General features: G+C 52.7%; 25 protein-coding genes and 1 pseudogene. 7 read left to right on the top strand and 19 right to left on the bottom strand.

What is annotated here, in order from left to right; all coding sequences use genetic code 11:
* The first annotated feature begins 588 nt into the window (after positions 1 to 588).
* A complete protein-coding gene (locus KGA69_RS16665) occupies positions 589 to 2,028 on the top strand; it encodes an MFS transporter (RefSeq protein WP_161801886.1) in 1,440 nt (479 codons plus the stop codon).
* A gap of 35 nt (positions 2,029 to 2,063) precedes the next feature.
* Positions 2,064 to 3,743 carry a glycoside hydrolase family 43 protein gene (locus tag KGA69_RS16660; RefSeq protein WP_045393066.1) on the top strand — a complete coding sequence of 560 codons (1,680 nt, stop codon included), beginning with the start codon at positions 2,064 to 2,066 and terminating at the stop codon, positions 3,741 to 3,743.
* A gap of 125 nt (positions 3,744 to 3,868) precedes the next feature.
* On the opposite strand, the gene KGA69_RS16655 is transcribed toward KGA69_RS16660, so the two are convergent.
* The gene (locus tag KGA69_RS16655) at positions 3,869 to 4,735 is read right to left on the bottom strand and encodes an aldo/keto reductase (RefSeq protein ID WP_213293144.1); all 867 of its coding nucleotides are present in this window, start codon (positions 4,733 to 4,735) and stop codon (positions 3,869 to 3,871) included.
* A 109-nt stretch (positions 4,736 to 4,844) separates the two neighbouring features.
* Here KGA69_RS16655 and KGA69_RS24160 point away from each other — a divergent pair.
* Positions 4,845 to 4,994 (top strand): annotated as a pseudogene (locus KGA69_RS24160) (LysR family transcriptional regulator); the annotation flags it as partial.
* A gap of 184 nt (positions 4,995 to 5,178) precedes the next feature.
* On the opposite strand, the gene KGA69_RS16650 reads toward KGA69_RS24160, so the two are convergent.
* From KGA69_RS16650 to KGA69_RS16620, 7 genes are all read right to left on the bottom strand, one after another.
* Entirely contained in the window at positions 5,179 to 6,285 is a 1,107-nt protein-coding gene (locus KGA69_RS16650; RefSeq protein WP_015366291.1) for a PTS fructose transporter subunit IIC, read from the bottom strand.
* 43 nt (positions 6,286 to 6,328) lie between these two features.
* Positions 6,329 to 6,640 carry a PTS fructose transporter subunit IIB gene (locus KGA69_RS16645; protein ID WP_001028229.1) on the bottom strand — a complete coding sequence of 104 codons (312 nt, stop codon included), beginning with the start codon at positions 6,638 to 6,640 and terminating at the stop codon, positions 6,329 to 6,331.
* Positions 6,641 to 6,692: 52 nt separating this feature from the next.
* Positions 6,693 to 7,157, bottom strand: a complete 465-nt coding sequence (locus KGA69_RS16640) for a PTS sugar transporter subunit IIA (protein WP_213292479.1) — start codon at positions 7,155 to 7,157, stop codon at positions 6,693 to 6,695.
* 267 nt (positions 7,158 to 7,424) lie between these two features.
* On the bottom strand, positions 7,425 to 8,102 hold the full coding sequence (gene alsE, locus KGA69_RS16635) for a D-allulose 6-phosphate 3-epimerase (protein ID WP_047067025.1): 678 nt from the start codon (positions 8,100 to 8,102) through the stop codon (positions 7,425 to 7,427).
* 21 nt (positions 8,103 to 8,123) lie between these two features.
* A complete protein-coding gene (locus KGA69_RS16630) occupies positions 8,124 to 9,386 on the bottom strand; it encodes a PTS ascorbate transporter subunit IIC (RefSeq protein WP_015366288.1) in 1,263 nt (420 codons plus the stop codon).
* A 31-nt stretch (positions 9,387 to 9,417) separates the two neighbouring features.
* On the bottom strand, positions 9,418 to 9,684 hold the full coding sequence (locus KGA69_RS16625) for a PTS sugar transporter subunit IIB (RefSeq protein WP_045393078.1): 267 nt from the start codon (positions 9,682 to 9,684) through the stop codon (positions 9,418 to 9,420).
* Positions 9,685 to 9,694: 10 nt separating this feature from the next.
* Entirely contained in the window at positions 9,695 to 10,135 is a 441-nt protein-coding gene (locus KGA69_RS16620) for a PTS sugar transporter subunit IIA (protein WP_045393081.1), read from the bottom strand.
* 222 nt (positions 10,136 to 10,357) lie between these two features.
* Here KGA69_RS16620 and KGA69_RS16615 point away from each other — a divergent pair, with 222 nt between their 5' ends.
* The gene (locus tag KGA69_RS16615) at positions 10,358 to 11,410 is read left to right on the top strand and encodes a LacI family DNA-binding transcriptional regulator (RefSeq protein ID WP_080941126.1); all 1,053 of its coding nucleotides are present in this window, start codon (positions 10,358 to 10,360) and stop codon (positions 11,408 to 11,410) included.
* A 179-nt stretch (positions 11,411 to 11,589) separates the two neighbouring features.
* On the opposite strand, the gene KGA69_RS16610 is transcribed toward KGA69_RS16615, so the two are convergent.
* Positions 11,590 to 13,206 (bottom strand): peptide ABC transporter substrate-binding protein, encoded by a 1,617-nt coding sequence (locus KGA69_RS16610; protein WP_049059486.1) that lies wholly within the window; start codon positions 13,204 to 13,206, stop codon positions 11,590 to 11,592.
* 188 nt (positions 13,207 to 13,394) lie between these two features.
* Here KGA69_RS16610 and mpaA point away from each other — a divergent pair, with 188 nt between their 5' ends.
* Positions 13,395 to 14,108 (top strand): murein tripeptide amidase MpaA, encoded by a 714-nt coding sequence (mpaA, locus tag KGA69_RS16605; RefSeq protein WP_045393090.1) that lies wholly within the window; start codon positions 13,395 to 13,397, stop codon positions 14,106 to 14,108.
* On the opposite strand, the gene ycjG is transcribed toward mpaA, so the two are convergent.
* Positions 14,099 to 15,064, bottom strand: a complete 966-nt coding sequence (ycjG, locus tag KGA69_RS16600; RefSeq protein WP_045393093.1) for an L-Ala-D/L-Glu epimerase — start codon at positions 15,062 to 15,064, stop codon at positions 14,099 to 14,101. The genes mpaA and ycjG overlap by 10 nt on opposite strands.
* A 102-nt stretch (positions 15,065 to 15,166) precedes the next feature.
* On the opposite strand from ycjG, the gene tpx reads away from it, so the two are divergent.
* Positions 15,167 to 15,673 (top strand): thiol peroxidase, encoded by a 507-nt coding sequence (gene tpx, locus KGA69_RS16595; protein WP_015366280.1) that lies wholly within the window; start codon positions 15,167 to 15,169, stop codon positions 15,671 to 15,673.
* A 28-nt stretch (positions 15,674 to 15,701) separates the two neighbouring features.
* On the opposite strand, the gene KGA69_RS16590 is transcribed toward tpx, so the two are convergent.
* From KGA69_RS16590 to pspA, 8 genes are all read right to left on the bottom strand, one after another.
* Complete coding sequence (locus tag KGA69_RS16590; protein ID WP_045393096.1) at positions 15,702 to 16,739, bottom strand: AbrB family transcriptional regulator; 1,038 nt, start codon at positions 16,737 to 16,739, stop codon at positions 15,702 to 15,704.
* A gap of 135 nt (positions 16,740 to 16,874) precedes the next feature.
* Positions 16,875 to 18,416: a transcriptional regulator TyrR gene (gene tyrR, locus KGA69_RS16585; protein ID WP_045393099.1), complete on the bottom strand. Its 1,542-nt coding sequence runs from the start codon at positions 18,414 to 18,416 to the stop codon at positions 16,875 to 16,877.
* A 400-nt stretch (positions 18,417 to 18,816) separates the two neighbouring features.
* The gene (locus KGA69_RS16580) at positions 18,817 to 19,878 is read right to left on the bottom strand and encodes a TIGR01620 family protein (RefSeq protein WP_047067032.1); all 1,062 of its coding nucleotides are present in this window, start codon (positions 19,876 to 19,878) and stop codon (positions 18,817 to 18,819) included.
* On the bottom strand, positions 19,875 to 21,272 hold the full coding sequence (locus tag KGA69_RS16575) for a YcjX family GTP-binding protein (RefSeq protein WP_213292478.1): 1,398 nt from the start codon (positions 21,270 to 21,272) through the stop codon (positions 19,875 to 19,877). The genes KGA69_RS16580 and KGA69_RS16575 overlap by 4 nt, the downstream gene beginning before the upstream one ends.
* 105 nt (positions 21,273 to 21,377) lie before the next feature.
* Positions 21,378 to 21,596, bottom strand: a complete 219-nt coding sequence (pspD, locus tag KGA69_RS16570) for a phage shock protein PspD (protein WP_015366275.1) — start codon at positions 21,594 to 21,596, stop codon at positions 21,378 to 21,380.
* A gap of 31 nt (positions 21,597 to 21,627) precedes the next feature.
* Positions 21,628 to 21,987 carry an envelope stress response membrane protein PspC gene (gene pspC, locus KGA69_RS16565; protein WP_015366274.1) on the bottom strand — a complete coding sequence of 120 codons (360 nt, stop codon included), beginning with the start codon at positions 21,985 to 21,987 and terminating at the stop codon, positions 21,628 to 21,630.
* Positions 21,987 to 22,211: an envelope stress response membrane protein PspB gene (gene pspB, locus KGA69_RS16560; RefSeq protein WP_045393114.1), complete on the bottom strand. Its 225-nt coding sequence runs from the start codon at positions 22,209 to 22,211 to the stop codon at positions 21,987 to 21,989. The genes pspC and pspB overlap by 1 nt, the downstream gene beginning before the upstream one ends.
* Before the next feature lie 55 nt (positions 22,212 to 22,266).
* Positions 22,267 to 22,935 (bottom strand): phage shock protein PspA, encoded by a 669-nt coding sequence (gene pspA, locus KGA69_RS16555; RefSeq protein WP_015366272.1) that lies wholly within the window; start codon positions 22,933 to 22,935, stop codon positions 22,267 to 22,269.
* 152 nt (positions 22,936 to 23,087) lie between these two features.
* Between pspA and pspF the strand changes: the two genes are divergently transcribed.
* On the top strand, positions 23,088 to 24,074 hold the full coding sequence (gene pspF, locus KGA69_RS16550) for a phage shock protein operon transcriptional activator (protein ID WP_213292477.1): 987 nt from the start codon (positions 23,088 to 23,090) through the stop codon (positions 24,072 to 24,074).
* Here pspF and KGA69_RS16545 read toward each other — a convergent pair.
* Complete coding sequence (locus tag KGA69_RS16545) at positions 24,065 to 25,456, bottom strand: MFS transporter (RefSeq protein WP_213292476.1); 1,392 nt, start codon at positions 25,454 to 25,456, stop codon at positions 24,065 to 24,067. The genes pspF and KGA69_RS16545 overlap by 10 nt on opposite strands.
* Between the last annotated feature and the right edge of the window lie 24 nt (positions 25,457 to 25,480).

Below are 25,480 nucleotides of genomic sequence, written 5' to 3'. Positions count from 1 at the left end.
CTCAATAGAGGTTAATTTTATTCAGGCAATAACAATCTGACTCTGGCCACGCAGAATATGTTGCTACTGTGAGAACAATTTAATTTTTATTTTGTTCGACTACAGAGGTTTTATACGAATAACGTTCTCCTTTCCCACAATTAAATTAATGATTAGCGCTAAAACAAGCAACGCCGCAGAGACTTGCCAGATGAATTTCATTGTATGGTGAACAAAACCATTAATCGCGCTGCACTTGACCTAAGATTGCATGAACACTCCAATATTGGTGGATGTAAGAAATGTAACAACTATGACACATCCTGTATTCTATAAACCGGTTGCTCAATTACGTTATTTCACTCAGCGATTGAGAAAACACTCAAATGTGAGCCATCTCGCAAATATCACTTTCATATATTCAACATCATAAAATCCATATAGAGTACAGAGATAATGCCAAACGGCCTTTGCTTTGAGGATCACAGAAGTAAAAAAACATAATTAATTAATTTAAAAACGTAATAGATTCTTCGCGATCTTTTGTGTCAGAAAGTGTTTCACATTCACACAACAAACCGGAGTCTGCTCAGAATGAGTAAAAACATAATGCAAAATCGCAATGATGAATATCATAAATTAACTCGCGGGGAACGTATTGGCTACGGTATGGGCGATTTTGCGCAAAACCTGGTTTTCGGCACGATCGGCGGCTTTCTTGCTCTACATATGTTGACGGTAAATACGATCAGTACAGCCACTGCGGGGTTCATTTTTCTTTTTGTCCGAATCATCAATGTTTTTTGGGATCCGATGGTTGGAACCTATGTGGACAAAAGGACCTCCGCGGCAGGGAAATATCGTCCCTGGCTATTAAGAGCCGGAGTGCCGCTAGTGATCCTTTCCGCTTTGCTTTTTGCCCCCATTCCGGGCGTCAGAGGCTCCGTACCGTTTGCTTTTATCATCTATTTAGCGCTGGATTTAGTCTATTCCCTGGTCAATATTCCTTACGGTTCTCTTAATGCCTCGCTAACCAGAGATCCCGAATCCATTGATAAATTAACCAGTACGCGAATGATGCTGGCTAATAGCGCCAACCTTTTGGTCTATACCCTGTTTCCGATGTTCGTACAAATGGCTTCACCAAAAGATCGTAGCCTCAAGGATACTGGTTTTTTTGGCATTGAACTCAACCTTGGTAACTATACCGACCCATCAGCGAATTACGCCTGGTTTGGCGTCTACTCCGTTTATATGTTATTAGGCGCGGTGGCACTTTTTATTTGTTATAAATTCACCAAAGAACGCGTCGTTGCAACCGCAGAACAGACGGCGAATGTCAAAACAACCGATCTGTTCCTTGAGCTCAAAAATAACCGTCCTCTTGTCATTCTTGGACTATTTTTCATGCTGGCCTTTACCTTTATGTTCTTTATGAACACGGTAAATGGCTTTTTCAATCAGTATGTGGTTGGTCACTCTGAGTGGATGGGCGCCGTCGGTCTGGTCGCCTCAATACCGGGTATTGCGTTCCCTATTTTTTGGCCAAAACTTAAGAAAATTTTTGGTAAGAAAGGCTTCTTCCACATTTTCCTGGGGATGTTTATTGTCGGTGAGTTATTAACGTATGTCTGGTCACGGGAAGGTATGCACGATGCGCTGTGGCTTGCTTATATCGCCACATTTATTAAACAGTGGGGCTTAACCTCAGCCACCGGATTTATGTGGGCACTGGTACCTGAAGTGATTGCCTATGGCGAATTAAAGTCTGGTAAGCGAAATGCGGCAATCATCAACGCGATTATGGGACTCTTTTTCAAGATTGGCTTTACCATCGGGGGCGCTATTCCTCTGTGGTTGCTGGCCGTCTATGGTTTTAATGAAACCGGCGCGCAACAAAGCGCGAGCGCTATCGACGGGATCATGATGACAGCGGTCTGGATCCCCATCGCCTTAGCGATTGTCTCGATGATCATCATGCAAATTTATCCTATCTCAGACAAACACGTCAGCGACATTAACCGCCAACTTGATGAGATTCGGGTGTAAAACCAATACGATTAAATTTATAAAGGTATAATGATATGTCTCTTATCCAAAACCCTATTTTGCGTGGCTTTAATGCCGACCCCAGCATTATCCGTGTTGAGGACACCTACTATATAGCCAACTCGACGTTTGAATGGTTTCCCGGCGTCCGTTTGCATGAGTCAAAGGATTTGCAGCACTGGAATCTGCTGCCGTCACCATTGTCGACCACTACTCTTTTAGATATGAAAGGCAATCCGTCTTCAGGCGGCATCTGGGCTCCGGCGCTCTCTTATGCGGATGGCAAATTCTGGTTAGTGTATACCGATGTGAAAGTCACCGAGGGTGCCTTTAAAGACATGACAAACTACCTGACCACCGCAACTGATATTCGCGGCCCGTGGAGTTCGCCGGTCAAACTTAATGGCGTAGGTTTTGATGCTTCACTTTTTCATGATGATGATGGCCGTAAATATATCGTGCAGCAAACGTGGGACCATCGAGAGTACAATCATCCTTTTGACGGCATTACCTTGACTGAACTCGATACTAAAACGCTAAAACTGATGCCCGAAACAGCAAGAACCATTTATCGCGGTACCGCAGTGGCGCTCGTTGAGGGGCCGCATCTCTATAAACTGCACGGCTATTACTATCTCTTTGCCGCTCAGGGGGGAACGGTATTTACTCATCAGGAGGTGGTGGCGCGTTCCACGACATTAAACGCCGATAGCTTTGAAACTGAGCCTGGGGAGGTATTTTTAACTAACGTTGATACTCCTGACAGCTATATCCAGAAACAAGGACACGGGGCTTTGGTTTCGACGCCCGAAGGCGAGTGGTATTATGCTTCGCTGTGCGCTCGTCCATGGAATCGCCCTGGTGAGTCAATTTATGATCCACGCGGTTGGTCCACGCTTGGCCGGGAAACGGCTATCCAAAAGGTGTACTGGGATGACGATGGCTGGCCACGAGTGGAAGGCGGTCACGGCGGTAGAACGTTTGTCGAGGGACCAAAAGACGCCATTTATACCGAAAGCACGAAAGACAACAGCCAACATGATGAATTTACAACGCCAGCGCTCAATCTCAACTGGAATACCCTTCGGGTACCTTTTAGCGAAAAAATGGGTAGCACAGGCAACGGAAAGCTAACCTTAATCGGCCAGGGGTCATTAGCGAACACCCATGACCTGTCGTTGATTGCCCGCCGCTGGCAAGCCTTTTACTTTAATGCTGAAGTTAAAGTAGTCTTTAATCCCTTTAGTTACCAACAAATGGCCGGGTTAACAAATTACTACAACGATCGCCACTGGAGTTTTGCTTTTATCACCTGGAATGAAATTAACGGTAGAGTCATTGAGGTCGCCGAAAACAACCGTGGAAAATATACTTCATATTTGAAAGATAATGCGATTAAGGTTCCTGAAAACGTCGAATACGTATGGTTACGGACGAAAGTCAGGAAGCAGACCTATAGCTATGAGTATAGTTTTGACGGCATCGCGTTTATTGAAATCCCGGTGATATTAGATGCCGCTGTTCTTTCTGATGACTATGTCCTGCAGAGCTATGGCGGTTTCTTTACCGGGGCATTTGTAGGTCTTGCTGCAGTAGACTACTCCGGTTATGACGTCAGCGCCGAGTTTTACCATTTCGATTATCAGGAACTGGGCGACTCATTAATTGGCGATGATGTTTATAGCTGGGAGGCTGGCGAGTTACGTGCTGATTAGTTTGATGAACATCTTTTATAGTCAACCTGGCGCAGGTTAACCCGGTAAGATGAAAGCGAAGATCTGTGGATTGGCAATGTTTATATCAGGACGGTGGGTTCCCCCACCGTCTCATTATGACTTTTCTACTGCTTTTTAACCCCCAGACAACCGCGAACAAATTCAGGATTAAAGTGTTTCACCGCTTCACCCACATAGCCTAAATCCAGTGCGCTGATTTGCGCCATTTCGCTGTCAGTCAGTGAGAAATCCCAGATTGCAAAGTTCTCTGCAATCCGTTCCTGCCGAGTGGATTTAGGAATCACCGTGACACCGCGCTGCACGTTCCAGCGCAGGACAACCTGAGCAATGGTTTTTTGATGAGCGGCGGCAATCCCCTGAAGCATTGCATTTTCATAAGGTTTATATCTGCCACCGCCTAACGGCGCCCAGGCTTCAGGCTGAACGTTATAATGCTTCATGGTTTCCAGCGCTGCGGGTTGCGCAAAGTAAGGATGCAGTTCGACTTGATTGACCATAGGTTTAATTCTGACGGTTTCGCAAAAGTTGGCCAAGACATGCGCATAGAAGTTGGACACGCCAATGGCTTTCAATTTACCAGCTTCATAAGCCTGTTCCAACGCGCGCCAGGCGCTGAAATAATCGCCCATGGCCTGATGCAATAAATAGAGATCGAAGTAATCCAGGCCCGATTTTTTCAGTGACGCCTCGATACCGGCTTTGGCCATATCGCCGTTGGCCATGTCCTGAACCCACAGTTTTGAGGTAATAAATAATTCCTCACGGGTACACAGCCCTTCGGCGATAGCTTCACGAACCGCCTCGCCCACGGCGTCTTCATTGCCATAGACGGCAGCGGTATCAATCAGGCGATAACCGGTACGAATAGCGCTTAATACCGACTGCTTACACTCTTCTTTATCGGTAACCTTAAACACGCCAAAACCGACCATCGGCATGTTGAGGTTGTTACTTAAAACTGTGTATTCCATGAAAAGGCTCCCGTCATGTGAAAACATCATTTTAGGACCGGAATGCCAGCATGATTAGTCTGTCATTTCTGATTTGACCTATGCATTGAATTCATAAATACAGGCATGTTTGATTGGCGCAACGCTACAGAGCGGCGAACGTATTGAATTAATGCCGGATATGGAAACGACGATTAAGACTGAACCACAAAATATTGCTGCTATTTACCCTCATGCTCTTCACCCAACGTTAATCGTCAGGGCCGTAATTGATTATTAGATAGTCTTTTTAAGTAACTCTGATAACATGCCTGTAAAAAATGGGCCACCATGGCGACCCATTTTTTACTCGTGGCGATTAGAACAGAATGCAGAAATAATATATGTCGCGATAATAATAACATTCTATTATCACATTACATTGTGAACGCACATCATGTTACGGCATGCCATTATGCATATATCTAACTAATCTTAATATCATCGAAGTTGATATCTTCCTCTTCTTGATCGTTATTGATAACAACATCGCGAGGAACATCTTTTTTGATGACAGCATAAATGGTTGCTGTTACTAATATATTAACTATCAATGCCATAATACCTGCCATGGGATTTGACATTGTTGGGAGCATTAATACCCCGCCAAAAGGTACAGTTGCATCCGCACCATACACCATGGTGATTGCACCACCACAAGCACCGCCGATTGCCGCTGCTGCAATACCGCGAACGATATCATTCATCACTATAGGGATAGATCCTTCAACAATATTCACTACCCCCATAGGAACCGCTGACTTCAACATTTCGATTTCTTCGTTATTATAGATATTTTTGCGAAGCAGCTTAGCGATAAAAAATGCAAGCCCAAAACCGATAGGTGTTGCCGTGTTGACTAACTGAAGGGCCGTAACTGGCTCATTTATACCCTGTGCCTGGAGGGTTAAGACGAATGCAAAGCACGTTTTATTGATCGGCCCACCAAAGTCAACGATACACAACGCCCCAATAACAGCACCTAACACTAAATTAGATGAAGTTCCCATACTTCTCAGGAACGATGTGAGTGCATCGGTAAAAATACCAATAGGCGTGCCGATGATATAGACCATGAGCAGAGCACTGAAAATGGATGCAAAAAATGGCACAATCAATGTCGGCATTAAACCCCGAGCCCAGCCAGGAACCTTCACATTTTTAATGATAGCAAGAGCAATATACCCGGAAATGTAGCCGCCGATCATTCCCCCGATAAAACCCGCACCAATAGCATTAGCGGCCAGACCGACAACAAAACCAGGGGCAATACCGGGCTTACCTGCGATCGAACCGGAAATTCCGATAGCAATAACGACGGGTAATAGTCCGAGCGCCTTAGCTCCCATGGTAGCGAAAGCCTGCCACAGATCAAATTGACCCGATACTAAAGTGTCCTGAACTGTCCCGCCAAAACCCATACCGATGGCAATAATAAACCCAGCGCCACAGACAATCGGAATCAAGAATGAGATGGCAGTCAGCAGATGACCTTTAGGGTTTGCTGCTTTCCATATTTCTTTTATATTCATAAATTACGCCCTTTATTTTATATAGGATACGCATAGGTAGGGGTTATGAATTGACTAATTCACCAAGCTTTTCAATAAGCTTATTTGGTGATTTAACTGCCATTTCCGTTGGTACTTTGACGACTTTCTTTCCGGCAAACCTTTCTTCACCGGAAACTTTAACATCGGCGGCTAACAGAACAATGTCGGCTTGTGCAATTTCTTCAGCGGTCAAGGCATTCTCAATACCTATAGTGCCTTGCGTTTCGATTTTGACATTGTGACCGGCCTTTTTTGCAGCTATTTCAATTTTCTTTTGCGCAATATAGGTGTGTGCAATACCTACAGTGCAGGCTGTAATTCCAACAATATTCATAACTATTCTCCAGAATGGTTTTTTAGATACTATGGCAGATCTGACAATTAATTTAAGCGCTGGTACCTTCAGCATTTAAAAGATCAATAATTTTTTGAGGGGAATCTTCCATCAGCAATTTTTCTACTATCTCTTCATCGGCAAGTGAACCTGAAACCTGGGATAATAATCGGATGTGGGTGGTATTTTGATCCACCAGGCATACAGCAAATAAAATAATACAACGAACGTCACTATCATCCATCGTTTCCCAGGGGATATGATATTGGGTTCGTCCAATGGCCAATGCCGTACGGGCTACGCCTGAGGATTTACCATGCGGGATCGCTATATGATTTTCGAATCCAGTGGAGCCCTGTTCTTCACGTAACCAAACATCTTTCAAAAAAATATCTTTATTAATAACCGCTCCATCACGTACTAATAAGTCAGCTAATTCTTCAATTGCTTCTTCTTTACTCTTAGCCATCATGTTCAATTTGATATTTTTTACGTTCAGTACACTCGAAATATCCATAAGTTACCTTCGTTAATATAAATAATCATCAGTAATCAGCGATACCAGCTTCTGCCACCACGTAGTCTGCCAAACCCGTCGGGGCCGGACAGCATAATAGATAGCATCCACAAGCGTACGAAGAGGCGTCGCAAGCGAACTCCAGATATAAAAAGGGTTACAGCGCTCTCAACCATATAAATCTAACGCGAAGGCAAAGAGACAGACCGGTTAAATAGACTCTTTGCACCGCACAATGGCTCAATACGGCTGAGCGCGCTGCAATTTTCAGGCAGCGATTTCGCGTTGATAGATATCGACCATTTTATCCCATGCATCGCTGACATTATCCGCCAGGGAGAACAGGCCCGAGGTTCCCACAATAAAGACGTCAACGCCCGATTGGGAGATAACATTAAAAGTTTTCTCGTTACAGGAGCCGTCAATTTCGGTCAGATAGTGGTACCCATGCGCTTCGCGCATCGCGATCAGTTGTTTAATTTTATTGAGTGACTCCGGGATAAACTTCTGGCCTGCGTAACCTGGGTCAACCGACATGACGGTCACTTTATCCAGCAGATGCGCATACTCTTTAATAGCTTCCGCCGGAGTCGCTGGGTTCAACACCACGCCGCAGCGACGACCAGCGTCTTTAATCTGGTTCAACAGACGGAATATTTTGTTATTCGCCGTCTCAGGGTGGAAGCTGATAATATCGGCCCCGGCATCAATACACATTGGAATTATATCTTCCGGGTGATTCACCATTAGATGTACGTCGATCGGCACATCGGTAATTTTTTTCAGGTTTTCGATAAAAAACGGTGATAGCGTAATATTCTTCACATAGTTACCGTCCATAATATCGACGTGATAAAAATCAGCCCGACCGTTCATTGCCGTAATTTGCTCTCTGAATTGCGTTAAATCCATACACATTAACGAGGGCGAAAATTTAGCTGCCATACCTCACCTCTTTAAAATTAGTTAGTTAAACAGTGACACGACATGCCCAAGAATGATGCCAACAACGCCAAAGTCCGCATCGCCAAAGGTGGTGGATGCAAAGCCAAGGTCGCCCATCAGGGGCAGCAAAATCGCGGGCAAAAAAGAAATCAACAGACCGTGGGCGAATGCCCCCACCACCGCGCCGCGACGACCGCCGCAGATGTTGCCGTAAACGCCCGCCGTCGCGCCGCAGAAAAAGTGCGGCACCAGGCCGGGAACAATGACGCTCAGGCCAAGCAGCGGACACAGGAACATACTCACCAGACCAGCGGCAAAACTTGACAGGAAGCCGACGATCACCGCGTTCGGGGCGAACGGAAAAACGGTTGGACAGTCGAGCGCCGGTTTCGCGTCTTTCACCAGCTTGTCGGCGATGCCTTTAAAGGCCGGAACAATTTCGGCAATAATCATGCGAACACCCGCAAGGATGATCCACACGCCTGCCGCGAAGGTCAGCGATTGGATAATGGCGAAGATAATAAAGTTCTGGCCACCACTGATGCTGGTCTCAACAAACTCTTTACCTGCGACCAGTACCAGAATCAGGAACAGAATCATCATCGTCAGCGAGATGGCCACCGAGGAGTCACGCAGGAAGTTCAGCGTTTTCGGCACCTTTAGCTCTTCAATCGACGGGCTGCCTTTACCGATCGCCTTCCCCACCAGCGCCGATAGCAGATACCCGGTTGAACCAAAGTGGCCCAGCGCCAGGTCATCAGTGCCTGTAATTTTGCGGGTAAATGGCTGCAGAATAGCCGGAGAGACCACCATCATGATACCGAGGATTACCGCCCCCACCAGTACCACCCAGAACGGCGACAGACCGCCGACAGAAAGAATGACAGCCAGCATCGCCGACATATACAGCGTGTGGTGGCCGGTCAGGAAGATGTATTTCAGCGGCGTAATACGGGCAAGGACGATGTTAAACAACATCCCCAGCACCATGATCATGGCTGTCGCAGTACCGTAGTTTTTCTGCGCCAGCGCCGCCATGGCGTCAGTATTGGGTACAACCCCCTGAATATGGAAGGAGTGCTCAAACAGCTGGCTAAACGTCGTTAACGTCGTGGCGACAATCGCCGCCCCGGATGTTAATATCACAAACCCCATAATGGTTTTGAGGGTTCCGGAAATAACGTCGGAAACTGCTTTTTTCTGCAATAATAAGCCGATCAGGGAGAACAGACCGACCAGTATTGCTGGTGTGCCCAACACATCATGAATAATAAACTGCAGCATAGAATGACTCCGTAAGGCCGCAAATAATTAATCAGAGATTCTCGGAAAGAATTTCTTTGATTTTATTGTTATCCAGCAGGTTAGATAAACCAAAAACCTGTGCAGAATGGCTGGACAGATGTTCAGCTATATCCCTGGCGCTAAGAATAATATCGGCAGTTTCGCTTTTTGCTGAAGTCAGATCGGTATGGGAAACCTCTGCTTCTTTATTTAACTCTGTAATGATTTTTTTTACGTTCATTTCAACGATAAAGCTACTACCTAAACCGTTACCGCAAACAATCAGAATCTTTTTCATCTCTACCTCATTATCCATTGATAACGGCTTGAATTGTTTTCATTGATGATGCTTTCAGCAGTGCTGAGAGTCGTTCATCATCGCTAAAAATGTCCGCCAGTGCTGTAATCATATTGATGTGTTCATCTCCCGAAAGCGCACACAGCATAATCACGACGTAAATAGGGTCATTATCTTCCGAATCAAAAGAAACGCCTTTTTTAATATGTAATAGCGATAGCCCGTTTTTAATAGCCCCTTGCTCCGGGCGAGCATGTGGCATCGCCAGACCAGGCGCTAAAACATAATAAGGACCAAGTTTTTGGTGGCTGTTAAAAATGGCCTGAATATAATTTTCAGTAATCGCCTCTTTCGCCAATAACGGTTGGGCCGATAATGTAATTGCCTGTTTCCAGTCACTAATTGAATCTACAATCTGGATATTTTCCGTGGGTAGCCAGGTCGTAATCATAAATACCCCGATGGCGTTGAAGGTGCGCCTACTATAGTGGAATGCCTTTACGGCTTACCGTGATCTCCCTCGCAAAGTTAGCGCTAACATAGTAACTATGTTAAAATTATTGTTACCGCTAACTTGATAAACCATACTTATCATTACTTTGCTGTTGGGCAATGCGCAAAGCGCTAAATATCATTTACAATGGCTGCCCAGTCAGGCGAAAGGAGGAAATCAGTGCAGACGTTAGAAGCGGACGATGGCGCGAGAGAAAAACGCAGAAAAAATACCGGTAAAATTACGCTCGCTGAAGTAGCAAAACTGGTTGGCGTTAGCACAATGACCGTGTCTCGCGCGTTACGGATGCCTGAAAAAGTGAATCCTGAACTGCGCACACGCATTGAAGCAGCGGTAAGCGAACTGGGTTATGTGCCAAATCTGCAGGCCCGCAACCTTGCCTCCGCTGACTCTAGCCTGGTGATGGGCGTGGTTCCCTCTTTTTCCTCCCCAGGCTTTCTTGCCGTCTCCGAATCACTGCAGACTGTGCTCGCGACCCAGGGCTATAGCATGATGTTTATCGAATCCGGCCAGGGTGGACAGAGTGAAGAAAAAGCTTTTGCGCAAATGCTCGCTTACAACCCGGCTGCGATTGTTCAATTCAATATTGATAACATCAGCAGTTGTTCGCAAATGATAAGTAATACCGGCGTGCCGGTGGTTGAGATTGGCGCCATCAATCGCGATGCGAGCTGGGTTAGCATTGGTGTTGACTATGCTGCAGCCATCAAAAAGTTGGTCACCTCACTTGTACAAGCCGGATATAAAAATATCGGCCTGCTTTGCACGGCTTCCAATAACATTATGTTTCGCCAGGTCCTGAGCGGCTGGAACAGCGCGATGCTCTCCGTTAACCACTCTCCGCATCGCGTGGTGACCTCTCACCTGGCGGCAGGTATTACGACCGGCCTGAACCTGCTCGGCGATATTCGTATCACCTGGCCCGAACTGGATGCGCTGATTTGCACATCCGATGAAATCGCCTGCGGTTGCATTATGGCCTGCCATGGCGCGGGGCAAAAAGTGCCCGACTCTCTGGCACTGGCAAGCCTGAGCGGGGGGACTCTTGCCGCCGTTTGTTCACCGGCGCTGACTGCCGTCGAATTTCCCTGGAGTGAAACGGGAACCCTCGCAGGACAGACATTGCTGGAGCTCCTGGCGGGTAATTCAACGGATAAATTCATTGAATTACCTTCAGCGTTACAAGTTCGCGCCAGCACCAGAAAGCCGTAGTTTTAGTGACATATTTATTGATTTGTTATCCCACCGAATACGGCAGGATAACTATGAGTCAGAAAAGTGATGTTTTCATCTGCGGCGGGAGATGGTCAGAAGGAGAAACTGGCGCTGCAAGCCGCGCCAGCTCTGGGTTTATACGTGGTTACCTTGTGGTATCAGGAAACCAATACCGATTAATGCTTCACAATATACATCGTGCGGCTGTAGGCCACGTCTTCCGGATTGGTGATCGGGTATCCTTTTAACCACGGCTTGATCAGGCGGCCATTGGTATACTGATAAATCGGCGCAATAGGCGCTTTGGCCATGATGATTTTCTCTGCCGCATTGTAATCATCGTTACGCGCTTTTTCCGAGGTTTCCTGCGCCGCCTGAGCGAGGATCTTATCGTATGCCGGATCGTTAAACCGCGAGATATTACCGCTATGAGTAGAAGTGAGTAGCGACAGGAAGGTCGACGGCTCGTTGTAGTCCCCTACCCACGACGCGCGGATAACGTCGAAATTACCGGTATTACGACTATCGATGTAGGTCTTCCACTCCTGGTTTTGCAGTTTCACGTCGACACCGAGGTTTTTCTTCCACATTGACGCCACGGCGATGGCGATCTTTTGGTGATTTTCCGACGTGTTGTACAGCAGCGTCAGCTTCAGCGGACGGTCCGGGCCATATCCTGCCGCCGATAGCAGCGCTTTAGCCTGGGCATTAAGCTCGGCCTGGCTCATACTTTCAAACTGCGAAGGCTGCGGGGTAAAGCCTGCGGTGACATCTGGCGTGAATCGCCAGGCCGGTTTCTCGCCGGTGCCGAGGATCTTCTCCGCCATAATCCGCCGGTCGATAGTCATGCTTAACGCCAGGCGCACGCGCTCATCGGCGGTTGGCCCTTTCTGGGTATTGAAGGCGTAATAATAGGTACCTAACTGCGGCGGCGTGTAGACCTGTCCGGGAATATCCTTCAGCAGCTTCTGATACATATTTTTCGGGAAGGATTCGGTGATATCAATATCCCCCGCCAGATAGCGTTTGGTCGCCGAGGATTCCTGGTTAATCGGCACGAAAGTCACCTGCTTAATCACCGTTTTGGCGTTATCCCAGTACTGTGTATTCGGCACGACGACCAGTTTCTCATTCACCACCCGGTCTTTCAGCACATAGGCGCCGTTGCCGATAAGGCTGCCCGGGCGCGTCCAGTTAGCGCCGCTTTCAACGTTAGCCTTCTGCACCGGGTAGAACGCAAAGCTGGCGGTCAGGTTGCTGAACCACGGCAGCGGTTTATCCAACTGCACGCGCAGCGTGTGGGCATCTACCGCCGTCACCCCGAGGGTGTCTGGCGCCGCTTTACCATCAATAATATTTTGCGCATTACTGATACCCGCTAAGGCGGCAAACCAGGCAAATGGCGAGGTGGTTTTCGGATCGACCAGCCGCTGCCAGCTATAGACGAAATCCTGCGCCGTCACCGGAGTGCCGTCGGACCAGCGCGCATTATCGCGCAGGGTAAAGGTCCAGACGCGGTTATCGTTGCTCTGCCAGCGGGTTGCCACGCCAGGAATAATATTGCCCTTCGCATCCTGGTTCACCAGCCCTTCGAACAGATCGCGGATAACCTGAATTTCCGGCAGGCCGACGGCTTTAGCGGGATCTAATGAAGCGGGCTCGTCTTTGATATGGCGTACCAGCTGCTGTTTTTCAGCTAATACGGTTCCCGGAGGCACGTCAGCCGCCCAGGTAAGAGAAGAAACGCTGGCTAACCACAGCGCGCCGCATGTCAATGTGACAGGATACTTCATGAGATCCCCTTTTAAATGAACAAACCAGTGCTGGCAGAGCGATAATTATTTGTTTCCCCAGCTGAAATTGCAAACGGCTTATGATAGAAAATTGACATGACGAGTTTTTTCGCCAGCCATGGAAACTATTTGATTCCGGGGCGCTTTTCTACAACACTGCTAACAATAACCTGATGACAGGATACCCTATGCCCGTTTCACGCCCTCGCCCCTTGCGCGGCGCTTTCCCGCCAGGCACGCAACGCTACGGCCAGTCGCATCTCGGCGCGCCGCTGCTGTGGTTCCCCGCTCCGCTGGCCGATAGCCGCAGCGGTCTGATTATCGCCGGCACGCACGGCGACGAAAACTCGTCGATCGTCACCCTATCCTGCGCGTTGCGCACGCTAAAACCGGAGCTGCGTCGCCACCACGTCGTTCTCACAGTCAATCCCGATGGCTGTCAGTTAGGGCTACGCGCCAACGCCCGCGGCATCGATCTCAACCGTAACTTTCCGGCCGCTAACTGGAAGGCGGGAGAAACGGTGTATCGCTGGAATAGCGCCGCGGAAGAGCGCGATGTAGTGCTGCTGACCGGTGAAGAGCCAGGTTCGGAACCCGAAACCCAGGCGCTGTGCCAGCTGATCCACCAGATCCACCCGGCGTGGGTGGTCTCCTTCCACGATCCGCTAGCCTGCATTGAAGACCCCGGCCACAGCGAGCTTGGACAATGGCTCGCCGGGGCTTTTAATTTACCGCTGGTGGGCAGCGTTGGTTACGAAACGCCAGGCTCTTTCGGCAGCTGGTGCGCCGATATCGGCCTGCCGTGCATTACCGCCGAATTCCCACCGGTCTCCGCCGACGAGGCCACAGAAAAGTACCTCGCGGCGATGACCGATTTACTGCACTGGCACACTCACAGATGAAGCAGGCCGGTGCTGAACTGCAGCGCCGGCTCGACATCCACCGCCAGCCAGGTCGGTCCATCAAGGTCCGCGAAACGGGCTAACGGCGCCAGCGGCAGCGCGGCGGAAATAGCCCGTGAAGTGCAGAGCATACAGCCCAGCATCCGCGTATAGCCCAGCCGCTCAGCCTCCTGCGCCAATAGCAATGCCTCGGTCAAACCACCGGTTTTATCCAACTTAATGTTGACCATTTCGTAGCGGCCCGCCAGCGCCGGCAGGCTTTCCCGCGTATGACAGCTCTCATCGGCGCAGATCGGCAGCGGATGAATAAAGTTTTCCAACGCCTCATCCGCGCCGGCCGGCAACGGCTGCTCCAGCATCGCCACGCCAAGATCGGCCAGCAGCTGGCAGCGCGCCGCCAGACCCTCGCCACGCCACGCTTCGTTAGCATCCACGATCAAGGTCGCCTGCGGCACCGCGTCGCGAATAGCAACCAGCCGCTCGCTAATCAAATGATCGTCGAGCTTGACCTTCAGCAGCCGCGCGCCTTTCTCCCACAGCGCGGCGGCGCTGGCCGCCATCTGTTCCGGCGTGCCGATTACCACGGTTTGCGCCGTCACTACTTCGCGCGGCAGATTGACGCCAAGCAGCTGCGGCAACGTTTTCCCTGCGCGGCGCGCCTCCAGATCCCACAGCGCACAGTCGACGGCGTTGCGCGCGGCTCCTGCCGGCAGTAGCTGTTGCACCTGCTCGCGGGTAGCGCCGCGCTCAAGCTGCTCGCCGATTGCCATAATCTGCGCCATCACCGAGGCGATGCTCTCACCGTAGCGCGGATAAGGCGTACATTCCCCGGCTCCTTTTACCCCATCCTCTTCTATTTCCACTACGACAACTTTGGCCTCGCTGCGGCTGCCGCGAGAAATAACAAACGGCGTGTGTAGCGGCCATGATTCTTCAAAAACTCGAAGGTTGCGCATTCCCTGGGCCTCTTAGGTAAATGTTAAATAGAGTTTGCCGTGTTGCTGGCTGATGTCATACACTAACTACGACGTTAACTATATGTAAACAGGAAGATAACCATGTCGCAAACCGTACATTTCCAGGGTAACCCAGTGTCCGTTCAGGGCTCCATTCCGCAGGCTGGCGCGAAGGCGCAGCCGTTTACGCTGGTCGCCAAAGATCTCTCTGACGTCACGCTGAGCCAATACGCTGGTAAACGTAAAGTACTGAATATTTTCCCAAGCATCGATACCGGCGTCTGCGCGGCATCGGTTCGCAAATTCAACCAACTGGCTTCTGAGCTGAACAACACCGTGGTGCTGTGCATCTCCGCTGACCTGCCGTTCGCGCAGTCCCGTTTCTGCGGCGCAGAAGGCCTGAGCAATGTGGTCACCCTGTCCACCCTGCGCGCGCCGCAGTTCCTGGCAGATTATGGCGTTGCTATCTCCGCAGGCCCGCTGGCTGGTCTGGCAGCACGTGCAGTCGTCGTTATCGATGAAAACGACCAGGTGGTTTACAGCCAACTGGTTAACGAAATCACCGAAGAGCCGGATTACGATGCGGCGCTGGCTGCGCTGAAAGCGTAATCGCCCTCCTTCTGTTATCAAGCCTCCTTCAACGGAGGCTTTTTTCTTTGCGCGGCGCATAGCGCGAAATCAACCGCGCGGTGGCCGGGCCGGTGAGCAATATGGTAAACAGGCGCAGCGTTTGCATCGCCATGATAAAAGACATATCCGCCCGGGTCCCGACGGCGATTATCGCTACCGTATCCAGGCCGCCGGGGCTGGTCGCCAGATAGGCGGTGAGAAAATCCAGCGGCAGCAGGTGCGTTAACGCTAAAGCCATCAGCGCGCATAGCGCGATCAAGCCAACGATGGCGGCGATGATTTGCGGTAGCGTCTTCAACGCCAGCAGAAAAATCTCGCGATTAAACTGCAGGCCAACCGTCCAGCCGAGCGCGGTATACGCCAGCACCAGTAACCATTCCGGTAGCTCCAGCAACAGCACGCCCTCGCCCTGCGCCAACGCGCCGGCCAGCATCGGTAATAACATTGCCCCGGACGGGATGCGTAAACGTAACCCCAACCAACCGGCGACCGCGGTCAATAGCAGCGTTAAGGGTAGATTAAAAGTCAGTGGCGGGAACCAGACGATATGCTGGGTCATCTCCTGCGCCTCGCCGCCAAGCGCCAAACGCACCACCATCACCGCCGCGCCGACCACAAAGAGCACCCGCAGATACTGCATCAGAGCCACCAGCCGAACATCGGCGCCATACTCCTGCGCCATCACCACCATCGCCGATGCGCCGCCCGGCGAGCTTCCCCACGCGCCGGTTGCCCCGGGTAGCGAACTGTAGCGCACCAGCAGCCAGCCGGTCAGCGCGCTGATGGCTAGCGTGGAAAAGAGGATAATCAACACCAGCGCCCAGTTGGCGGCCAGAACGCCGAAAATAGACGGCGTGAGCGCACGGGCGATCATGCAGCCGATGATAGCCTGAGCGGCGATAAAGAAGGGACGAGGGAGACGAATCGTGGCGCCGCGAAGGCTGAGGATTATTCCGGCGATCAGTGGGCCAAGCAGCGGCGCGGCAGGGAGATGAAAGCGGAACAGCACAAAGGAGAGCACGGCGGAGAGTACCAGTAATATCATCCACTGAGGCCAATCCCGTTGCAGCACCAACCGTCACCTTCCCGGAAAAAAGAATAATAAAATAAGTATATACAGAAATATCGCTAAAAAAACGCAGATAATTGCGGCCGCGCCGAGCCGGCCGCAACCTGTGACTTACTCGTCGCCTTTCTTCTGGCTCAGACCGTACTCACGCAGCTTGTTAGCAATCGCGGTATGCGAAACGCCGAGACGTTTGGCTAATTTACGCGTGCTGGGGAAACTGCGATACAACTGCGTCAATACCGAACGCTCAAAGCGGCGGGTAATATCGTCGAGCGATCCTTCCATCGCCTCTTCGCCAACCGGCAGCGACGACACATCGTGATCTGGCAGCAGGATATCCTGCGGGCGCAGTTCGAAGCCATCAAGCTGGGTTAACGCCCGGTACACTGCGTTTTTCAACTGACGCACGTTGCCCGGCCAGCTATAGCGGGTCAACACGGTATTAAGGTCGGCAGAGAGTTTGGGCCGCGGGATGCCCTGCTCATCGGCAAAGCGCGCGACGAACAGTTCGGTGAGCGGCATGATGTCCTGCGGACAATCACGCAGCGGCGGCAGGTTCAGCGTCAACACATTCAGACGATAATAAAGATCTTCGCGGAACAGCCCTTTCTGCACCAGTTCGACGAGATTTTTTTGCGTCGCGCAGATAACGCGGACATCGACATGCACTTCGTGATCTTCACCGACGCGACGGAAAGTGCCATCGTTGAGAAAGCGCAACAGCTTCGTTTGCATGCCCGGCGACATTTCGCCGATCTCATCCAGCAGCACAGAGCCGCCGTTGGCCTGCTCAAAGAAACCTTTTTTCCCCTGCGACGCATCGCCGAACAGCTCGCTCTCCACCGCGTTTTCCGGAATCGAACCGCAGTTCAGCGCCAGATACGGTTTGCTGGCGCGCGGGCTGGCCAGATGGCAGGCATGGGCCAGCAAATCTTTACCGGTACCGGTATCGCCGACAATCAGCAACGGGGCGCTAAGCATCGCCAGCTTGCGGGCCTGTTCAACGACGTGGCGCATTTTCGGCCCAACGGCGAGGATCTGGCTAAAGGCGCTGGTATCCTGGGTCGTTAGCGTTTGCAGTTGACGCCCCATACGTACGGTGGAGCGCAACATCACCACGGCGCCGGTTAGCACACGTTCGGCGTGTTCACCTTCCAGATACACCGGCGTTACTTCCAGCATAAAGTTTTGGCCATTAACGACCACATGCTCGGTATGCGACTCCAGCGGATTGCCTTCCAGCCAGCGCTGCAGGTTGAAATCAGTAATGAGTTGCGCCACCGGATGGCTGCGTAAGCGGGCCTGGGTTTGACCAAACAGCTGGCAACTGGCCGGGTTGGCAAGCTCTACTTTGCCTTTGGCATCCAGCGACAGCACCGGTTCAGGCATTGCCACCAGCAGCGCGCTCAGCGCCAGATGTTCCCGTTCTGACGGCATCCACGCCACGGTACGTACATCGGTTACGCCGGAGATTCGGCGGATTTCCGCCATTAAACTGCTGAAGCTAGCGAACTCCAGCTCGGCGAAATTAAGGTAGATTCGGCCAATCGGGTCGATATCGATACCGCGCAGGTCAATACCGCGCAGCACCAGCAAATCGAGTAATTCACGGGTCAGACCAAGACGGTCCTGACAAAAGACTTCCAGACGCATAGGAGTTTTCACCCTAAAAAGGCCAATGACGGATGAATGATAGGACAGATATGGGCTTACGTGAAGATAGCTGTCAACAATTATTGACAGTATGGCGGAAAAATGGGCTTTATGCCGTAAAGTTATGCGGGCATTTCTTCTGCGTTATGGCTCTCATGGCACAGAGAGCGCACAGAGGGCTCTGGTCGCCAGGGGGGTTCCCGGGGGCGGCGCGTTGCGCCTTCTCCGGGCTACCAAATCGCAAAGCGCTGTAGCCCTTGTAAGCGGCAGCGCCACCGGGGAGGGTGAGGCCGCCAACACCGGCAGTTTCAGCCAGCGCGGTGAATAAATTAATGACAGGCCGCACGAACCGTAGGCCGGGTAAGGCGCAGCCGCCACCCGGCATTTACGCTTGCCGGCGTTATTTCTCCGCGCCGGTTTTGCTTTTCTGCAGCGTCTCTTTCAACTGGCCGATCAGCTCGCGGCGGAAATCGCCGAGCCGCGGTTTATCATCCGCGATCCACGGCAGCGGACGGCACAGCTCCATCGCTTTAATCCCCAGACGGGCGGTCAACAAGCCGGCACCGATACCCTGGGCGGCGCGCGCCGACAAGCGGGCCGCCAGATCCTGCGACATCCAGTCCATTCCGACTTCACGCACCAGTTCGCTGGCGCCGGCAAAGGCGATATTCAACAACACCAGGCGGAATAAACGCAGGCGGCTATAATAGCCGAGTTCAATACCGTAGAGGGTGGCGATACGGTTAATCAGCCGCAGGTTACGCCAGGCGATAAACGCCATATCGACCAGCGCCAGCGGGCTGACGGCGATCATCAGCGTCGATTCCGCCGCCGAGCGGCTGATTTCCCGCCGCGCCTGCGCGTCCAGCACCGGCTGTACCAGTTGCGCGTACAGGCTCACCACTTCGCGATCGTTTTGCGTTTCATGGATGGCCGCATACCAGCGCTGCAGCGCCGGATGCGATTGATCGAGCCCGGCCTGCTGCGCCAGCTTCTCACAGAACGCGCGCCCTTTGCCCACCGCGTGGCTATGCATCAGATCCCGCGCTTCATCGCGTTCGTGCGCGCGCTGGCGCAAACGCCACAGGCGACGCCATTCGGTCGCCACCGAGCCCACGCCCGCGCCGACAATCAACGCCCCGGCCGCACAGCCGCCGAGCGCAATCCAGTCCTGGGTCTGCCAGGCCGTCGCCGTCCACTGTACGCCCTGCGCCACCACGCTAATGCCAAAAATCGCCAGCCCGGCGCTAACCATCCGCCGCCACAGGCTGCGTTTCGGGCGCAGTACCGATTCCACCACCGCTTCGGCGGCCCCCTCCTCTTCAGCCACCATTTCAGGCAGCATCGGAGAGAAGGTTTGCGCATCGGCCGCGTCAAAGGCGCGGGCCGATTTTAAGGTCTGGCTCTTTTCCGTTTCCAAAGGGCCATCGAAATCGATCCGCGGTTTTATCGGCTCGCTCATCGCAATTTATCTCCAATCAAAAATTCCAGCGCCGCGTCGAGGCGAATATGCGGCAGCGGTTTATCGACATCCATCGCTCTCGGGCGGAAGTTCTCAAACTGGAAGCCCTGCTGTTCCCAGAAGGCCTGACCCGGCAGCCGCGCCGGCACCTCGCCCGGGAAAATGGTGAGCGGCTGCCCATCGCTCAGACGATCGCCGCGCAGCGCCGGGATCTTCTCGCCGTCAACCTCGATAAGCCCGCCCTGGGTAGCCTGAATTGACGCCAGCCCCAGACAATCCATGCTGATGCCCTCAAAGGCGGCATTCTGCCAGGCGTCCTGAATCAGTTGCTGAAGTAGCGACACCATGTTGCCATGCTGATCGACGGTCACGTGATCGGCTTTGGTGGCGGCAAACAGTAACTTGTCGATAACCGGTGAAAACAGGCGGCGGAACAGCGTTCGCTGGCCGTAATGGAAGCTTTGCATCAACTGGGTCAGCGCCAGGCGCATATCGTTAAACGCCTGCGGCCCGCTGTTTAATGGCTGCAGACAGTCCACCAGTACAATCTGGCGGTCAAAGCGCAGGAAGTGATCTTTATAAAAGCCTTTCACCACTTTCTCGCAGTAGTATTTGAAACGCTCGCGCAGCATCCCGGCATTGGTGTGTTTATCAGCCTGCGCCAGTCTGGCTTCGCCAATCGCATCGACATCCGGCCAGGGGAAGAACTGCAGCGCCGGCGCGCCCGCCATGTCGCCGGGAAGCACAAACCGCCCCGGCTGAATAAAGTGCAACCCCTCGCGCTTGCAGGCGTGCAGATAATCGGTCCAGGCGGCGGCGATCTCCGCCAGACGGGTTTCGTCGGCGGGCGCCAGCGGATCGAGCCCATCGCACAGCTGTCGCCAGCGGGCAGACCATTCCCCGCGCTGCCCCTGTAAAAGCCCGGTCATCTGCCGCGACCAGCTTAAATAATCCTGCGCCAGCATCGGCAGGTCGAGCAGCCATTCTCCCGGATAATCCACGATTTCCAGATACAGCGTTGAAGTGTCTTTGAAATGACGTAGCAGAGAATCGTTAGAGCGATAGCGCAGCGCGAGACGAATTTCGCTCACCCCACGGGTCGGCGTCGGCCAGGCCGGGGGCTGGCCATAAAGCTGTGCCAGGCCTTCATCATAGGTAAAACGCGGAATACCGAAATCACGCTGCGGAACCCGTTTCACGCCCAACAGACGTTCTTCGCGCGCCGCGCTCAGCAGCGGCAACCGGGCCCCGGCGTGGATATTCAGCAGTTGATTAACCATCGCGGTGATAAAAGCCGTTTTACCGCTACGGCTTAGCCCGGTCACGGCAAGACGTAAATGCCGGTCAACCCCGCGGTTGACCAGCGCATTGAATTCAGTTTTGAGTCGCTTCATCGCCAGTCCGTTATGCCCAGAAGGAATGTCGTTTAATGATAAGCTAAATAGATGGGGATAATCAGGGCCAATATAAAGCGCACCGGTATTCCTCCCCCTGAGGAATTATTTCATTCCACGAGCAAAACGATTGGCCAGCCGACTGAGCAGCGGCTCAAGCGCTACCGCCAGCAACATTTTCAGCGGCCGACGCGCCACCGATTTCACCGCCCAACCGGCAACGCCCGCCGGGCCGTACCGCAGCGCGGTCAGCAGCACTAGTTTACCGGCGATCTTAAGACCCGGTTTCACTTTTTGCCCTGCCTGTTGCCATTTCATATTCATGCGTTGCCTCATGGGTTATATGGAAAAAGTTTTACAGTTGACGAAAACGGCTGCGCAGCGTGAAGGTATCGGAGGTGATGTAACGCTCCATATCACGCAGGCGCTGTTCGCCGGAAGCCAGTTCGGCATCCACTGCGGCCAGTAAATCGCCATTGCTCGGTCCTTTCTCGCCGTACAGTTCGCTATCCGGTATCGGATCCAGCGCGAAAGTCAGAATGATGTAGGCCACCAGCACAAAAAAGAACAGGCCAAAAATCATCGCCAGTACGGTTATCAAACGCACCAGCTTCACCGGCACATCCAGGTGCTGCGCGATACCGGCGCAGACCCCTTTCACCATGCCGCGCTGCGGAATGCGCCACAGCTTTTTATTAAAATCCAATCCGGCCATTATTTGTCTCTCCAGTTCGGATGTTCCGCATCAAGGATCGCTTCCAGCGCCTGAATACGCTCGCGCATCCGTTTCGCCTCATCGGTCAGCTGCAGCAGGCGCTGCTGTTCATTCTGGGTTAATGCCCCGTCCGCCGAGCGATTGTTGTAGTGCAGCCATAACCAGACCGGCAACACGAACAGCACAAACAGCGTGAGCGGGATGGCAAGAAAAAGCATGCTCATGTGTACTCCTTACAGGTGGTGAGCCGCGGCGCAACACCGCGCCGCGCAATATGCATTACTGGTTATTCTGATTCATTTTGGCTTTCAGCGCCGCCAGTTGCTCGCTGATTTCATCATCCGCTTTCAGTTCGGCAAACTGCTGATCCAGCGATTGTTGTTTGCCAAAACGATGGCTCTCCGCCTCGGCTTCCATTTGGTCAATACGGCGTTCGAACGACTCAAAACGCGCCATCGCTTCATCCATTTTACCGCTATCCAGCTGGCGGCGGACATCGCGCGAAGAGCTGGCAGCCTGATGACGCAGCATCAGCGCCTGCTGACGAGCGCGGGTTTCGCTGAGCTTATTCTCCAGCTCGCCAATCTCTTTTTTCATCCGCGCCAGGGTTTCATCCACCAGTTGCGCTTCGTGCTCCAGGCTGCCGATAAGGTCGGTCAGCTTCTGTTTTTCGATCAGCGCCGCACGCGCCAGATCTTCTTTCTCTTTACGCAGGGCCAGCTCGGCCTTTTCTTGCCATTCCACCTGCTGCGCCTGCGCCTGTTCGATACGACGGGTCAGCTGTTTCTTTTCCGCCAGCGCGCGGGCGGAGGTCGAACGCACTTCAACCAGCGTGTCTTCCATCTCCTGAATCATCAGGCGGACCAGCTTCTGCGGATCCTCCGCTTTCTCCAGCAGGGAGTTGATGTTGGCGTTCACGATGTCGGCAAAGCGAGAAAAAATACCCATAATTTCAATCCTCATAGTTCTGATAGCAGGCAGCGGCCTGTGCAGTAGTTAATACAAATGGCGTGCCAACTTTTTATCTTGTTGATTTTAAACAAGGTAGTTGAGGAATGGCCGCCTGCTTGCTACAGTGAGTTGGTGAATCACACTACTTAATGGCGAAATTCATCATGACGGAATACAAGGATAACCTGCTTGGCGAGGCCAACAGCTTTCTGGAGGTGCTCGAGCAGGTCTCGCAGCTGGCGCCGCTGGATAAACCGGTGCTGGTGATCGGGGAACGCGGGACCGGCAAAGAGCTCATTGCCAACCGACTGCACTTTCTCTCTTCGCGCTGGCAGGGGCCGTTTATTTCGCTCAACTGCGCGGCGCTGAATGAAAACCTTCTCGATTCCGAATTGTTTGGTCATGAAGCCGGCGCCTTTACCGGCGCCAGCAAACGGCATCCGGGGCGCTTTGAACGTGCCGACGGCGGCACGCTGTTTCTCGATGAGCTGGCCACCGCTCCGATGCTGGTGCAGGAAAAATTGCTGCGGGTAATTGAATACGGCGAACTGGAACGCGTCGGCGGCAGTCAACCGCTGCAGGTTAACGTACGGCTGGTGTGCGCCACCAACGCGGATTTACCTAAAATGGTGGAAGAAGGCCATTTTCGCGCCGACCTGCTCGACCGGCTGGCGTTTGACGTCGTGCAACTACCGCCATTGCGTGAGCGCCAGAGCGACATCATGCTGCTTGCCAACCAGTTTGCCATTCAGATGTGCCGCGAACTGGGGCTTCCTCTGTTTCCCGGCTTTAGCGAGCGAGCCGTCGACACGCTGCTCGCATACCGCTGGCCGGGCAATATTCGTGAGCTGAAAAACGTGGTTGAACGTTCGGTTTACCGCCACGGCAGCAGCGATAGCGAGCTGGATAATATCATTATCAACCCATTTCGCCGCGCGGCCCCATCGCCTGCTCCAGGCGATGAATCTGCGCTTCCCAAACTACCACTGGACCTGCGCGCCTTTCAGCTGGAGCAAGAAAAAAGCCTGCTGCAGTCAAGCCTGCAGCAGGCGAAGTACAATCAAAAGCAGGCGGCGGCGCTGCTGGGGCTTACCTACCACCAGCTACGCGCATTACTGAAGAAGCATCAGCTATGAGCGACGCGCGGCAGCATCGCCGCGCTGACCAGCATTGAGCCTAAACACAGCGCGGCGTTAAACCACAGCGCGTACTGCGCGGCGCTGGCCATCCCCAACGGCAGGAATAGCGCAAAAAGTGACGCCGTCACGGCAATACCCATCGCGCCGCCAAGCGAGCTTCCCATCTTATACACCCCTGACGCGACGCCAATTTTATTCTCCGGCGCATTGGCGACGGCGGTGTCGGTCGATGGCGTGGCGTAACAACCGAGCCCGAGGCCAAACAGGATATTGCTGAAGAAGACGGTCCCGATATAGAGCGACTTATCGAGGAAGGTACAGGAGATCAGCAAAATGCCGATGGCGGTAAAGACCGGCCCGGTCATCATCGGCAGCCGTGCGCCGTAGCGCTGGAGCAGCTTTTCCCCGACGCGGATCATCGCCAGTACCGTCACCAGATAGCCCAGCGTCATCATGCCGGTTTCCAGCGGACTGAGATGATGCCCCTGTTGCAGCCAGATGCTGGTAATCATCATGGTGCCGATAGCGCCGTTGAGCATAAAGTTCGATAGCACCGCCGCGCCGTAGGCTCGGTTGCGAAATAAAGCGAAGTCGATCAGTGCCGCTTCACCTTTACGCAGGCCGCTGCGGATAAATACTGCTGCCGCCAGCACCGCGCCACACAGCATCGACAGCGATAAACCACTACTCCAGCCCCATTGATGACCCTTGCTGATAAACAGATTAAGCAGCACCAGCGACGCGATCAGGCTTAATAATCCGCCCACATCCAGCTTATGCCGATCGGCGCTGGCGCTGCGGCTCTCCGGGGTGCCGCGCAGCAGCAGCAACGCCAGCAGCGCCACTGCAATCGAGAACACGAAGATCCACCGCCAGCCAAGACCGGTGGCAATCGCACCGCCGACAAACGAGCAAAGCCCGCTGCCGCCCCAGGAACCAATGACCCAGAAACTCACCGCCCGCTGCCGCGCTTTGCCTTCATACCAGGTTTTAATCAGCGCCAGCGTCGCCGGCATAATGCAGGCCGCCGAGAGCCCTTGCAGGATACGGCCGGTGATAAATAGCCCCGGCCCCTGCGACGCCGCCAGAAATGCGCTACCGATAATACTCAGCGCCAGGCCGAGATAGGTCATCCGCACCCTGCCGAATTTATCCGCCAGCCCGCCGCTGGCCACCACAAAACAGCCGCTGAATAAGGCGCTAAGACTCACCGCCAGGGTTAGCGTCTCCAGTGAAATATCGAGGCTGCTTTTCATCGCCGGAACAACATTGATAACCGATTGCGCAAACAGCCAGAACGTCAGCACGCTGAGCACAATACCCGCCAGCAGGCGATCGCTACCGACGAACTGAGATTCGCTTAACGATACAGAACTCATAATCGGGTCCCCCGTCGCGATAGG

Origin of the sequence: Klebsiella sp. A52 (assembly GCF_018388785.1) — a bacterium.
GTDB classification, from domain to species: domain Bacteria; phylum Pseudomonadota; class Gammaproteobacteria; order Enterobacterales; family Enterobacteriaceae; genus Klebsiella; species Klebsiella aerogenes.
The sequence above is the reverse complement of the archived record's forward strand: the minus strand, read 5'-3'. Positions and strand labels throughout refer to the sequence as shown.